The sequence below is a fragment of the Aquimarina sp. AD10 genome (assembly GCF_003443715.1).
Classification (GTDB): domain Bacteria; phylum Bacteroidota; class Bacteroidia; order Flavobacteriales; family Flavobacteriaceae; genus Aquimarina; species Aquimarina aggregata.
This window is the reverse complement of the sequence record NZ_CP031965.1, coordinates 4,345,284-4,358,657: the sequence shown is the minus strand read 5'-3', so window position 1 is coordinate 4,358,657 and position 13,374 is coordinate 4,345,284. Positions and strand designations below refer to the sequence as shown.

Sequence of the window (13,374 nt, the reverse complement as noted above, 5' to 3'; positions counted from 1 at the left end):
ATTTTTAAAACCAAAACCTTAGGCCATGAGAAAAATAGAACGTCAAATTGAAGTCATAGAACAATTAGATCAATTCATACGATTAGGAGAAACAGGAACTCCTGATCAATTGGCCGAAAAATTAGAAATTTCAAAGACATCTTTGTTTCAAATAATAATTGCCATGAAACAACTAAACGCATCTATTGTATTTGATATTAAACTGCAGAGTTATGTTTTTGAGAAATCGACAAATTTTAGATATGGTTTTTATACGCGACAACTTTATGGAGAAGAAGTACTAGAGGTATCTTCAAATGGCACGCAAAGTATAATAGCTTCTGTAGATTTTAAATATCCGAGCTTAAGAATAGTATAATCACATTTAAACATAAAAATTATGAAAAACTATGATCCAAAAACAAAAGAAAATGACCTAACACAAGGCGAAATCGAAAACGAATTCTTACTACAAGAAATACGTGATCCCGAACTCAAAGATGTTATCTCTGACGTTATATCCTATTCTGAAGATTACGAGATTTATATTGACAATGACGACATGATGGATTGGATATAATCTATAAAACACATCATAAAATCAATCAAAATTCTTAGTTATTATCTTATGTATTAAAAACGAACACTTATGAACATCATCATCAAACAAATCGAACTTATAGAGAGAATAGATCGTCTTATTCGTATGCATGCTACGGGAACACCTGTAGAATTAGCGTCTAGATTAGGCATTTCTAGAGCACAAACCTATAGAATGATCGATATCATGAAAGAGTTAGAAGCTCCTATTACGTACGACTTCACCATACAAAGTTTTGTGTATGAAGAAAGCGTAGGGTTTAAGTTTGGCTTTTACACAAAAGAACTCGATGCTACCGAGATTAAATCTGTAAATGGAGGAAGTGCTTTTGAAAGACTATACTATTTGGCGAAAATATCATAACAAACAAAAGAATTAAATAATGATCAACCATACTAAAAGAAATAATTTTATTCTTTGATATAGATAAACTAAAAAATCGGCTATATAATTAACTGTTGATTTTCAATCTTGTTTTACGCAACTATAAGCATCAATTATTATAAAATTAGATTTCAACATGAAAAATTCTTTTGAATAAAGACCCAGGAAATACTTTTCTGGGTTTTTTGATATACTATTATCTCAAATCTCATCTTAAGAGACACGCTTACCATATTCTTGTACTATAGAAACGTTTAGAAGGCGCTTCTCGTTAGAAATCATTAATCATTAAATCGTAAAAAATGAAAAATCTAAGTAACAAAGAGTTATTAGAAACCAATGGAGGATCACCTTTCCCTATTCCTACCTGGTTACAACCTCTAGCAGATTACTTTTTCGGGGTACCCAAAGAAGAAAAAGAAAATTATAGAAATTCAAATAATCATTAATTCTAAAAAGAGATAAATCATGAAAAATCTTAACGAAAAAGAACTAGTTGAAACAAATGGCGGAACAGGAATACTAGATTTGATACAACCATTAATTGATCTTATTTTGGATCGACCAAAACAAGAAGAGCAAGGCAGTTGTATCGGAAATCACAACGCACAAAATTAAGAACTACCAAGATTGAATTTTAAAAGAAATCATAATAGCCTTTGGAGTAACAAATTCTAGAATGGTATTATACATATCGCAATACTAGTTTTAAGTTAGGTAAGGCTTATTTAATAAATTTCAATATTTCAATCATAATTCTATTTAAAAAAGAGATTCGCCTTTTGAATCTCTTTTTTATTTACATTATATTTTAAACTTTTAATCATCTTAAAAACATCTATTTTCAATGCCTTTTGATATCAAACATTAGACAAGATAGTATGTTCAAAAATAAATTTTTCGAAAAAACTTCTAAAAAAAATACAATCTCAAAAGATGAGACACCCTGAGCGTATCATTGTACTATGAAAGGGAAACAACAATACTTTTCATAGTTGTTGCAACAACAAGGATCTGTTTACTAATCAATTTGACGGAATAGATTAAGTAAACAATAAAATAATCATTAATCATTAAATCGTAAAAAATGAAAAATTTAGATTTATTAAAAGTGTCTGAATTGTCAACTAAAGACAAAATGGATATTGTTGGAGGAGAAGGAACGGATTGGCTAAAAGCATGGAAAGCTGTTAAAGAAGTATTTAACGATTTGGATTATGCTTTTGATCATATCGCGGATGGTTGGAACAATCCTAAATAATTATTATTAATATTTAAAATTAAAAAATATGAAAAATTCAGAATTTTATTCAGTAAGTAATTTAGAGAGTTATGAGCTAATATCTGTTAATGGAGGTGGTGATCCTGCAGAAGGATCTTATGAAGTAGGAAATAGAATTGGGAAAACACTTAGATTTTTAGCAGTTGCACCTGCGCTTGTAGCAATTGCAGCTTGGGATATTCTAACAAATTAAATTAACTGTTTTAGATTTAGGTTAAAATTTTATAGCCTAGACGTAGACAAAATAGAAACACTTATTATGAAAAATGATGTAAACAGTTTTTCTGTTTTAAAATGGATATTGATTTTTTTTATTTTGACTGTATTATTTATTGCTTTTAAAGAAATTTTAGAAGGGTGGCAAAACCCTAAATAAATAAAGCTTTAAGAATAGAAGAAGATGAAATCTTATAACCAGAATATTTCGAATAGTACAAATATTGTTTTCAATATCATAATTTGAGGTTATAAGGAGATTTTTTACTCCTATGCCAAAGAAATAAGTGTAATTAGATGCTTCGTATCAATATTTAAATCAAAAAATATGAAAAATTTAAACAATTATGGTGTTATAGAGCTTCGGAACAATGAAACTATATATACCAAAGGAGGCATTGCTCAGGCTTGTGCTGCTTATAGAGTTTACAAAATTGCAAAAGCAGCTTTTGAAGCTTTGGATTATGCCTCTGAACATATTGCAGACGGATGGAACAATCCTCAATAAGAATAATTAATATTTAAAAAAATAAACAAAATGAAAAATTTATCAGAATTTCAAGTACTAGAGTTAACAACAGAAGATGCATTATTAATTGATGGTGGGGGCCCTATTAGAGAGGCACTTGAAGATGGGCTTGCGACAATAGGTAGTTTCGCTCACGGCGTATGGGACGGGTTATTTGGAAATGAACCTGCAGTTTGTTACGATACAAATCACTAATAAATTTAAAATAAATAACATGAAAAATTTAGAATTTTATTCAGTAAGTAATTTAGAGAGTTATGAGTTAGTATCCGTTAATGGAGGTGGTGATCCTGCAGAAGGATCTTATGAAGTAGGAAATAGAATTGGGAAAACACTTAGATTTTTAGCGGTTGCACCTGCGCTTGTAGCAATTGCAGCTTGGGATATTCTAACAAACTAAAGATGTTGACTAGACATGGGTTTTCTATGTTTAGATTAAAACACAACCGCAAACCTTTGTAAACAAATAGTTTGCGGTTGTATTTGTTTTTACCTAAACGAGGGTTGTGCAAAACACAAATATGAGAATATTAATTACTCTAAACATCATTTAATCACACCTATTTTATTAAGTAAAAACTAGCAATCTCAAAAAATGAGACCAACTCCTCTTAACATTGTATAACAATAAAGGAGAGTACATACTCTTTTATTAATCAATAGAATTAATAATATTAAAATAAAAAGACATGGAAAATTTACAATCATTCAGAGATTTAACTCAAAACGAAATCGAAAACACTAACGGAGGTTGCATAGATGATTCTGTACTAATGACATTACATATTATATTTCATGATTCTCCTTCACCCGTAGGGCAATTAATAGATAAAGTTGTACATATTCTTGGAGATTTTTAATCTTTAAAATAAAGATTACTCAAAGTACCGAAAGTACACTAATAAAAGGTTGATCACATAATCAACCTTTTATGTTTTAAAACATGATATATAGCCCTTTACAGTTACAACTATATTGTTCTTCTATAAAAAAAATACAGTCTCACAAGATGAGACAACTACGCTCTATCATTGTACTATTAAAGAACATCATTAATTAATTAAAAAATACAGCGTTATGAAATATCAAATAAAAAACCAGTACACGTCTTTATCCTCACAAGAACTTACAACTATCAATGGGGGTTCAACAATGACAGAAGATTATATCTGTCCAGAATTACAAGAACTTTTCGATGCTTTAAACAACATTAGATTCATTATCAACAGATAATAAATCATACCATTACAATTCATCAATCAACATTAATTAATCATTTTATTCATCAACCTGTCTCTAGACAGACAGGTTCAAAAATCAAAAAACATGAAAAATTTACAAACATTATCAAACAACGAATTAAATAGTATTAACGGTGGATGTCAATTTGATCCTTGTCCAAAACCATTTGGAGGGCCAATCATTATAATTGATCCGAAAGAAGACCCGATACCTTTTGGAGATCCAAGAGATCAAGACCATCAGTTCCCTTTTCACATTTAAAAAAATAGCAACCTGCCCGTAAAAAGGCAGGTTCTTAAAATCAAAGAACATGGATAATTTAAACGCTTTTAGTGTTACTGAAATGAAGATCCAAGAGACTTCAAAAACTTTAGGAGGAAACGTACCTTCTATATTAACCATTTTTCATGGATTAAATCCATTCGATATATATGTGTCAGACCTTGACTATAAACCATTTGATTGGGTAAATACTGGTGCTGGCATGCAAAATATTAGTTTATAAGGCTAATTATGTGAGTTTAGTGAGTTCTAATTTCCCCATGATCTAGTCAGAACATGGGGAAATTTAATTTATAAGACTAGAAACAATTAAATCATAACCATTAAAATATCCTAAATACTACAATAGCATGAAAAAAGACAAAGAGATTTTATATAAAATCATAGAACATTTTGATGGATTAGATAAGATAACGGCATATGATCTAACCCATAAGTTAGAAACACTTTTGTTCTATGCTGATAATCCAATACGTGTTAAAAATCTAAAAACTATTATCGATTCTGATATTGAGGATGGTCATGAGATTGATCCTTTTCATTTTACGATACTACCTAATGGAAATTTTTGTGAATTTATGGGCTACAATAGTTGGCTCCATATTTATAAAGAAAATAAAAGGTTACTGCCAGAGTGGTCAATTTTTGACACCTATTATTATAAAACAAAATATGCTCCTCTTGAGCTCAGAAAACTAACTAGAAAAAATCTCTTAGACGATATAAAGGATAAGCCTGAAGAAGGCAATGTGAGAACTTTTTTAAAAAAGTGTAGTCTTTGTAAAAAAAATGTGATTACAAACAAATTACTGGTTTTAGAAGTTTAGTCTATTATAGACTAGACCTTATCTAACCTAAACCAAACTCTTAAAACTATTTAGGATTAGATATTCTATCGGCTAACAATAATGCATTATATGCATTAATAACCTTACCAGATTTTGAAAGTTCTGAGAAAGGAATCATCTTTTCTGACTTCCCATCTTTTGATGAAATCTTCACCTTAATAGCATAAGATGTTCCCGATTTCATTAAGATTTCTTTGATTTGGTTTGCCGACAGTTTAGGATAATAAGATCGTACTAAAGCAGCTACGCCAGAAACAATAGCTGATGCCATAGATGTACCACTATCTGTTTTATATTTATTTTTAGGTAAAGTTGTATAAATTTCACTTCCTGGGGCAAATAAATCAATATCCTTTTTACCATAATTAGAATAAGACGCTAGCAATGTATGATCTACTTGATTCGTAATAGCACCTACCATAATAAAGTTATTAGCAACTTCCTTCCCATAATTATGATCATTTGGATAATAGTTATGATTTATTTCTTCTAAATCTAATGCGCCGTTTCCTGAGGAAGAAACAATCAAAACGTCTTTTTCTGCTGCATATTTAATAGCTTCTAAAATCCATTTTTTATGTAATGAAAATTGCTTTCCAAAACTCATATTAATTATTCTTGCTCCATTATCTACTGCATATCGTATTCCTAAAGCAATATCTTTATCATGCGGATCTCCTATAGGAGATACACTTATTGGCATAATTTTTATATGATTAGAAATACCTTGAATTCCAATGTTATTATCTCTAGTAGCAGCAATAACACCAGATACAATAGTTCCATGGGGTAGTTTATCTATGTTATCTGAGATTCTATTATTTCCATAATTTGTATCGGAAAGGTTATTTGAATCATCATTAAGAATAGCTCTTTCTTTATAGTCAAGATTAAGTTGTTGATGAACTTTAATACCTCTATTTCTTAACAGTACTTCTATATCTGATTCAGAATACCCATAATCTATGATATCATAAATACTTTTTACATATTTACCTAAATCATTATCAATAGTATCTACCTTTTTGAGGTTTTCTAAAGTATAATTTCCATCAGGTATATATTTTTTTATTTTAGCTTTTGCCTCTACATATTTATTATTAACGTCTATTGCATAGTCCAAGAACAACTGTGCTTTTTTACGTTCTCTTTCATAGGTTTTTAATGCTTGATGATATTCTTTATATTCTTGTGAGAAAGTATCTTCCTGAATTTGATCATGTAATTCTTTATACCTCCTTAATACTCTTACAAATTCATAATTTGCATAAATTATACTTTTTCCTTGATCATTACCCAGAAAATTCCAGCCATAAACATCATCTATATATCCATTTTTATCATCATCTATATTATTATCTGGAATCTCATCAGGATTTATCCAAATTTGGTTTTTTAGATCTTCATGGTCTATGTCAAACCTAGAATCCAACACTGCAACAATAATTTCATCTCCTTTTTTAGTATTTAATATTTTTGTGTATGTTTTTTCTAAGCTTATCCCCGGTATTGTATCGGTTATAATATCTTTATACTGCCAATCTTTTAAATCGTCTTCGGAAAGTTTATTATTTTTCTTTTGAAATACTGTAATAGTATCAAAAACTAAATAATTTGGTCGTTGTTTAGAACAACAACCGAGAAGGCATATAAGTAAGGGATAAATAAGTTTATACTTCATTTAAGGAAATTTAAAAAAGATGATGAGTTAAATCTCTCATCACCTTTTACATATCTATAATCAATTGTTTCTAAGCAATATTTATAATTCCTATGACACAAGCTCCTTTAGATCTACATCTAGGATTAAAAGGATCCGTAGACTTAGTTGGTTCGATAGGTGGATCTACCGTATCTCCATCACCATAACCACCTCTAATTCTATCTATATTATTTAATTTTGCAATTGTCAATTTTTCGAAATTCAGTTTCTTTTTAAGTCGATTTTTCATTTTGCGAAAGTTTTAATTTGTGATGAAACAAATGTATAAGAAACCGATTGTAATTAGTACTCATTTAATTGAGTACCAGTCTACATTTATGAATAAGCAGTTTTATTTTAATGTAAAAAACTGATTTACAATGCTTTATAATTACCCTTCTTTTTTGAGCTGTTTTATAAAAGTAGAAGGTTTTAACTGTGTTTTTTTATAAAATGCTTTCGAAAAAGACTCTGGACTTTTAAAACCGACCTCTTCGGAAATTGCTTTGATCGAATATTTTCTAAAAACTAGATCCGTTTTTAGTCGCTCAATAGTATGCTCTAATCTAAGTTCGTTAATATAGCTTCCAAAACTTTTTTCTTGATAATGATTTACCATTTTAGATAAATAATTAGTGTTGGTATGTAGTTGCTTTGCTAAACTATTTAAGGAAATAGAATCATTTAAATATCCTTTATTCTTTTCAAATTTTTCTAACCCTCGATTAATATGATCTTGAATATCTTGAGATATCAGTAGTTCATCGCTTTTGACTTCAATTGGTTTGTCTATTCTTTTTTGTGAACTTAAATATTCTTCAAATTTCTTTTTATTAATTTGTTGTCTTTTGTAGTTATATACCAAAACAACTCCAAAAGCGGCAAGAGTTATTAATAAAGAGATGCTCCAATAAATATTTTTATTCTCTAATTTTTTAATAATAATATCTCTTTCATTAATTAATTTCGGAGTGTCATATTCTTTTGTAAGCTTCTTTGTTAAATATTCATAGTTACTTTTTAAAAGACTATCTATTTTTAGTAATTTTTCGATATACAACAATTGTTGTTCTGTATCACCATTTTTTCTATAGATATCAATCAAGATTTCGTATCCACTTCTTAACTCTGGATGAATATCAGAAGTCTCTTGATAGATTGTATCTACTTTTTTTAAATAGAGTTCAGATTTTTCATTATCATTTAATTGCTTATATACTTTTCCTAAAAAATGATATCCCATTGCAACATTGGGTTTATCGTTAATTTTTTGAAGATATGGAATAGCTCTATCTATATAATCTATAGACTTTTGATAATTATTTTTATCATATTGATTCGCACCTTCATTTAACAAGAAATAGTAATATCGTTCTTCATAACCTTTTGACAATGCTGTCTTAATTCCTTTTTCATTGTAAAAAGATGCAGAATCTAATAATTTCAAATGCCTATACGTATCGGCTATAGCATATAACGATGTTAAATAACTATTATCCGAAGATTCCTTTAAATAACCATCTGCGCAATCTTTAAATATTTCTAAAGTTTCTTCATAATATCCCAATCGGGTTTTAATCAAACCTATCCTAAATTTAGTTCTGATTTTCTGATTTTCATTATCACTTCTATCCGCATATAGGTTGGCTTGTATACAATTATCTAATGCCTTTTTTAAATCTCGTTTTGCATAATAATATCCTGTCTTATGAATATATGCTTCTAGAGGGTATTCTTTTAAATTTGCATCTTTGGTATACTGTATAATACTATCTAAATAATTTAATTTATCCTGGCCTTTATGAATATGTGCTAATAAATTAAACCCTTGAGCTATTCTTTCTAGGAAGTCTTCTTTTTTTGCTTTATCAAGAAAATATGTTGCATAACTAGTTGCTGCAATCGTATCCTTATTGTCATCCTCATTAAAAAAAGCATCTGCCAATTCTATGTATGTCTTGTTTTGCAAAGAATCTATTTTTTCTTGAGAAAAAACATTGATCGTATTTATAAGAATCAAAAAAACAACCACTCTTTTGTAGAGTATTCTAACATGATAATATCTAAAAAAAGAATATAGATTTTCCAATTTTACTAAAGTTTAAGAGTAATATTCGCTCATATGGCGAAGGATAAATATAACATTTTTCTTTTTTTAATAGTAATGTGACCAATTGTTTTATAAACCCTTCATTTTATACCCTTTAACAAATTTTATTCTTACTGTTAATTCATAAATAGTCTGCTGGTTATTCATGAATCATAGGTTACTAGCCTTGTTTTTAAGGTTTTATCGAACATATATTTGCTCAAGTCAAAATGAAAAACAGACGACAAACTTTCAACATTAAATTTCAAATAAAATGATATCCATATTCACACACTATGTTTTTGAAGTAATAGAAATCATATTTGAAGTTGTAAAATCTGCAGTAACCTTTTTTTAGATTTAAAAAGACTTACTGAATTATAACCTAGTAAAAAACTAAAAATAACAGAAGATGACAGAAATCTATACACCAGCCGATGAGTATGTTCTAAGAACACACAACTTAGCCTCTACAGAAGTCTCAGGTCTTACTGTTGATAAAATCAAAGAACTATGCGCATCTCCAATTGTATCCGAAGCTATTTTCTTGGCTTCTCCAGAATTACATCAGGAAATGACAAAATATCTTAACGGAAAAGAAATGAAAGATCCGGATCGATTGATTCAATCTTTACATAAGTATCTTCTTAGAATGGGCCATCGATGCACACCTTTTGGATTATTTAGCGGCTGCTCTGTTGGCACTATTGATGAGCAAACCAAAATAGAACTTAACTCTTCTGAACATCACAAAAGATTTACCAGAATTGACATGAGTTACATCTGTACATTGGTTCAACAATTAGAAAAAACAACCCAAATCAGAAGTGAACTCACCTATTATCCAAACACTAGTTTATATCCTGTCGGCAATAAACAAAGGTATATAGAATATCGGTACCAAAATGCTAATCGACGTCATTTTACGGTATCTATTGACAATTCAGAATTCATAGAGCACATCTTAAATCACACTAAAAAAGGCATAAAAATTAAGGAATTAGCACAATTTATTGTAGATCCAGAAGTGTCAATAGAAGACGCGACGGCTTTTGTTCATCAACTTATCGACAATCAAATATTAATAAGCTCTATTTCACCTTCTGTAACAGGAAAAAATTACTTAGAAATATTAGTGGATACTATTCCTGATCAAGACATAAAAAATAGATTAAAACAAATAAAAGAGCTTTTAGAAACACTAGACAATAGTAAGTATACCAATAACTTTTCGTATTACAAAAAACTATCTGAGTTACTAGATTCATTTGAAATTAGCTATAATAAAAAATACTTGTTTCAGACCGATTTAATTATCTCAGCAGCCTCCAACACACTTTCAGAAAAAGTAATAAAAGATATACAAAAAGGAGTACAGCTTCTTAATAAGCTTGTTCCATACCGAGAAGATGAAAAGCTAACAAATTTTAGAAATAAATTCTTCGCCATATTCGAAGAAGAACAAGTCCCTCTATCGCTTGCTTTAGATGTAGAAACTGGTGTAGGCTATGGCTTTAATAATGAAGATGATTATGATATATCTCCCTTAATTAATGATCTAAATATATCTAAAAAGAACTATACCGCCCAGCACAAAAAAATAAGATGGACTAGAATAGATGGGTTCTTAAATAAAAAATTAATCGAGTTAGATAAAGACGCAACAGAAATGTTTCTTACAGAAAGTGATCTTGATTACTTTAAAGAAAATTGGAATAATCTACCATTGTCTTTTACTGTTATCTCCCATGTATTTAATAATGATAGTGACAATCCATTAATTAATATGTCCTATGTAGGAGGAGCTTCTGCCACATACATGCTTGGACGATTTACACAAGCAGATAAAAAAATTGATCAGCTTCTAAAGAAAATTACCAAAAAAGAAAGCGAGAAAAAAGATGTGATTTTTGCCGAAATCGCTCATCTCCCAGAAAAAAGAACCGGTAATATCATTAATAGGAGTCATCTTAGAGCATATGAAATTCCTTATCTAACAAAAAGCACATTACCTGTTGAGCAACAAATACCCATTAATGATATTCTGGTATCTGTAGAAAATGATAGAATTGTATTGTTCTCAAAAAAATTAAATAAAGAGATTATGCCTCGTATGGCAACTGCTCATAATTTCTCTTACAACGCTTTGCCTATTTATCACTTTTTATGCGACATCCAAACACAGAATCTACGTGAAAATCTAGAATTCGATTGGGGAAATGCTGCACAAAACAGAAATTTCTTGCCAAGAGTGCGCTATAAAAACATAATACTTTCTCTTGCTCAATGGACAATTGGAAAAAAAGAAATTCAAAAAATTATTCAACTAGATGATCTAACTGAATGGAGAAAAGAAAAGAAATTACCGCAAAAAATAATGCTGAAAGATGATGATAATGAATTGTTAATAGACTTAGACCATCCTTTAAGTGTACAAACATTTCTGTCGACTATAAAAAAACGATCCCAAATTACTTTGGCAGAGTATTTATTTGACGAAGAAAATGCATTGGTAACCAGACAAGGAGAAGCATTTTGTAACGAGCTGTTTTTTTCATTCATCAAACAAAAATAAGAACCGGATATGACACCAAAAGTACAGCGTTATTTTTTTATAGGAAGTGAGTGGCTATACTATAAATTATATATGGGATCACGAATCTCGGATATCTTTTTAACCAAAACACTTACGCCTATTGCAAACCAATTATTAGAAGAAAATGTAATAGATAAATGGTTCTTCATTAATTATAAAGATACAGAGAGACATGTGCGTATTAGATTTAGAGTCTTAGATCCTCAAAATCTTAACTATGTGATCCAATCGCTACATAAAGCTATACTGCCATATATAAATGATAAGACCATAAAAAAGGTCGTTACAGATACTTATAAAAGAGAGTTAGAAAGATATGGCAATGAAACTATAGACGAATCCGAATCTATATTTTTTATCAACAGTAGATTAATAGTATACCTAATCTCTAGAGTTACCAATGATAATCAAAGGTGGTTATGGGGCATAAAAACGATCGATACATTTTTAGATGCCTGGAATATGAGTGTAATTCAAAAAAGAGATTTTTTTGAGGGCTTGAAAAAAGATTTTGATCAAGAAATGGGTGCTAATACAGATATAAACCGGCAACTATCTAAAAAATTTAGAAACAATAGAAGCGATATTAATCAAATAATGGATCAAAATACAAATGAAGAATTTGATATGGTTCTTCAAAATTATCTAGAAGAAAATAAAAGGGTTGTTTCTCAAATTGCTAGAAAAAATAAAGGCATGAAAACCAAATTAGATCTTCCTGATTTATTGAGTAGTTACATTCATATGCATTGCAATCGCCTTTTTAAATCCAATCAACGATTAAACGAATGGGTACTCTATAATTATCTATATCAATATTATAGAAGCAAAGCTGCACAAATGAAAAATAGTGTACCAAAAAAAGTATTAATAGCACAGGAGTAAGCCGAAAATCCTTTAAAGAGTAGGTAATTTTTAAAATTTTCAACAATGAACAAATTAAATTTAAACAAAGAAACCATTTCTAAAATGGACAACGATGAAATGGCAAGTGTAAACGGAGGGATTGAAATCTGTCTTGCTAGTTGTAAAAGAAGTACAAGAAAAGGAAAGCCTTGCTGCGAGGATCCAACAAATCTTGTAATTACAATTGAGTAATTAAAGCAACAAACAGGTAACCGTTATTTTGGTATGTATATCGATAACCAAGCCTAAGTATTTTCCAAATTAAGAGGTTTAGATTTTTGCCAGCAAAAGGTCTAAAAACTGTTGACAAAATCTCTCTTAATTTAATTCCATGTGTGCATGGAAAAACAATGAGTATTAATACGAAGTACTAAAAAAACTACTTCACAAAAATCAAAACAATGAATAAATTAAATTTAAACAAAGAGACTATCTCTAAAATGGACAACGATGAAATGGCAAGTGTAAACGGAGGAATAGAAATCTGTCTTGCTAGTTGTAAAAGAAGTACAAGAAAAGGAAAGCCTTGTTGTGAGGACCCAACAAATCTTGTAATTACAATTGAGTAATTAAAGCAACAAACAGGTAACCGTTATTTTGACAAACATCCCATGATAACCAAACCTGAATGTTCTTCTCATAGGAGGTTTAGATTTTTGCCAGCAAAAGGTCTAAAAATTGCTGGCAAAATCTCTCCTAATTTAATTCCATATGTGCA

Annotated in this window: 22 protein-coding genes; 19 read left to right on the top strand and 3 right to left on the bottom strand. The window is 29.5% G+C overall.

Annotated features, from left to right (window positions below; all coding sequences use genetic code 11):
• Window positions 1–25: 25 nt before the first annotated feature.
• The 15 genes from D1816_RS17995 to D1816_RS17950 all read left to right on the top strand — a co-directional run bounded on the left by D1816_RS17995 (window position 26) and on the right by D1816_RS17950 (window position 5,342).
• A complete protein-coding gene (locus D1816_RS17995) occupies window positions 26–358 on the top strand; it encodes a hypothetical protein (protein WP_118504648.1) in 333 nt (110 codons plus the stop codon).
• A gap of 21 nt (window positions 359–379) precedes the next feature.
• Entirely contained in the window at window positions 380–559 is a 180-nt protein-coding gene (locus tag D1816_RS17990; protein WP_066315791.1) for a hypothetical protein, read from the top strand.
• Window positions 560–628: 69 nt separating this feature from the next.
• On the top strand, window positions 629–943 hold the full coding sequence (locus tag D1816_RS25990; protein WP_199729979.1) for a hypothetical protein: 315 nt from the start codon (window positions 629–631) through the stop codon (window positions 941–943).
• A 323-nt stretch (window positions 944–1,266) separates the two neighbouring features.
• Entirely contained in the window at window positions 1,267–1,413 is a 147-nt protein-coding gene (locus tag D1816_RS25840; protein ID WP_158597808.1) for a hypothetical protein, read from the top strand.
• Between the two features lie 19 nt (window positions 1,414–1,432).
• Window positions 1,433–1,582, top strand: coding sequence for a hypothetical protein (locus D1816_RS25835; protein ID WP_158597809.1), 150 nt, complete (start codon window positions 1,433–1,435; stop codon window positions 1,580–1,582).
• A 469-nt stretch (window positions 1,583–2,051) separates the two neighbouring features.
• Window positions 2,052–2,225 (top strand): hypothetical protein, encoded by a 174-nt coding sequence (locus D1816_RS25830; protein WP_158597810.1) that lies wholly within the window; start codon window positions 2,052–2,054, stop codon window positions 2,223–2,225.
• A 28-nt stretch (window positions 2,226–2,253) separates the two neighbouring features.
• Window positions 2,254–2,439, top strand: a complete 186-nt coding sequence (locus tag D1816_RS17980; RefSeq protein ID WP_118504646.1) for a hypothetical protein — start codon at window positions 2,254–2,256, stop codon at window positions 2,437–2,439.
• A gap of 351 nt (window positions 2,440–2,790) precedes the next feature.
• Entirely contained in the window at window positions 2,791–2,970 is a 180-nt protein-coding gene (locus D1816_RS17975; protein WP_118504644.1) for a hypothetical protein, read from the top strand.
• Between the two features lie 30 nt (window positions 2,971–3,000).
• A complete protein-coding gene (locus tag D1816_RS17970; protein ID WP_118504642.1) occupies window positions 3,001–3,186 on the top strand; it encodes a hypothetical protein in 186 nt (61 codons plus the stop codon).
• Window positions 3,187–3,205: 19 nt separating this feature from the next.
• Complete coding sequence (locus D1816_RS17965) at window positions 3,206–3,391, top strand: hypothetical protein (protein ID WP_118504640.1); 186 nt, start codon at window positions 3,206–3,208, stop codon at window positions 3,389–3,391.
• 289 nt (window positions 3,392–3,680) lie between these two features.
• Window positions 3,681–3,851, top strand: coding sequence for a hypothetical protein (locus tag D1816_RS25825; protein ID WP_158597811.1), 171 nt, complete (start codon window positions 3,681–3,683; stop codon window positions 3,849–3,851).
• A gap of 217 nt (window positions 3,852–4,068) precedes the next feature.
• Window positions 4,069–4,224 (top strand): hypothetical protein, encoded by a 156-nt coding sequence (locus D1816_RS25820; protein ID WP_158597812.1) that lies wholly within the window; start codon window positions 4,069–4,071, stop codon window positions 4,222–4,224.
• A gap of 93 nt (window positions 4,225–4,317) precedes the next feature.
• Entirely contained in the window at window positions 4,318–4,494 is a 177-nt protein-coding gene (locus D1816_RS17960; RefSeq protein WP_118504638.1) for a bacteriocin, read from the top strand.
• A 49-nt stretch (window positions 4,495–4,543) separates the two neighbouring features.
• Complete coding sequence (locus tag D1816_RS17955; RefSeq protein WP_118504636.1) at window positions 4,544–4,738, top strand: hypothetical protein; 195 nt, start codon at window positions 4,544–4,546, stop codon at window positions 4,736–4,738.
• A gap of 127 nt (window positions 4,739–4,865) precedes the next feature.
• Entirely contained in the window at window positions 4,866–5,342 is a 477-nt protein-coding gene (locus D1816_RS17950) for a hypothetical protein (protein WP_118504634.1), read from the top strand.
• 46 nt (window positions 5,343–5,388) lie between these two features.
• Here the strand turns inward: D1816_RS17950 and D1816_RS17945 are convergent, their stop codons facing one another.
• The 3 genes from D1816_RS17945 to D1816_RS17935 all read right to left on the bottom strand — a co-directional run bounded on the left by D1816_RS17945 (window position 5,389) and on the right by D1816_RS17935 (window position 9,154).
• Entirely contained in the window at window positions 5,389–7,044 is a 1,656-nt protein-coding gene (locus D1816_RS17945; RefSeq protein ID WP_118504632.1) for a S8 family peptidase, read from the bottom strand.
• A gap of 70 nt (window positions 7,045–7,114) precedes the next feature.
• Window positions 7,115–7,315, bottom strand: a complete 201-nt coding sequence (locus D1816_RS17940) for a hypothetical protein (protein WP_066315777.1) — start codon at window positions 7,313–7,315, stop codon at window positions 7,115–7,117.
• Between the two features lie 141 nt (window positions 7,316–7,456).
• Window positions 7,457–9,154: a helix-turn-helix domain-containing protein gene (locus tag D1816_RS17935; protein WP_147405143.1), complete on the bottom strand. Its 1,698-nt coding sequence runs from the start codon at window positions 9,152–9,154 to the stop codon at window positions 7,457–7,459.
• A gap of 412 nt (window positions 9,155–9,566) precedes the next feature.
• Between D1816_RS17935 and D1816_RS17930 the strand changes: the two genes are divergently transcribed.
• The 4 genes from D1816_RS17930 to D1816_RS25810 all read left to right on the top strand — a co-directional run bounded on the left by D1816_RS17930 (window position 9,567) and on the right by D1816_RS25810 (window position 13,225).
• Window positions 9,567–11,729 carry a lantibiotic dehydratase family protein gene (locus tag D1816_RS17930; protein WP_118504628.1) on the top strand — a complete coding sequence of 721 codons (2,163 nt, stop codon included), beginning with the start codon at window positions 9,567–9,569 and terminating at the stop codon, window positions 11,727–11,729.
• A 9-nt stretch (window positions 11,730–11,738) separates the two neighbouring features.
• Window positions 11,739–12,635 (top strand): thiopeptide-type bacteriocin biosynthesis protein, encoded by an 897-nt coding sequence (locus tag D1816_RS17925; RefSeq protein WP_118504626.1) that lies wholly within the window; start codon window positions 11,739–11,741, stop codon window positions 12,633–12,635.
• 45 nt (window positions 12,636–12,680) lie between these two features.
• On the top strand, window positions 12,681–12,848 hold the full coding sequence (locus tag D1816_RS25815; RefSeq protein WP_157766144.1) for a class I lanthipeptide: 168 nt from the start codon (window positions 12,681–12,683) through the stop codon (window positions 12,846–12,848).
• Between the two features lie 209 nt (window positions 12,849–13,057).
• Complete coding sequence (locus D1816_RS25810; RefSeq protein ID WP_157766144.1) at window positions 13,058–13,225, top strand: class I lanthipeptide; 168 nt, start codon at window positions 13,058–13,060, stop codon at window positions 13,223–13,225.
• Window positions 13,226–13,374 lie beyond the last annotated feature (149 nt).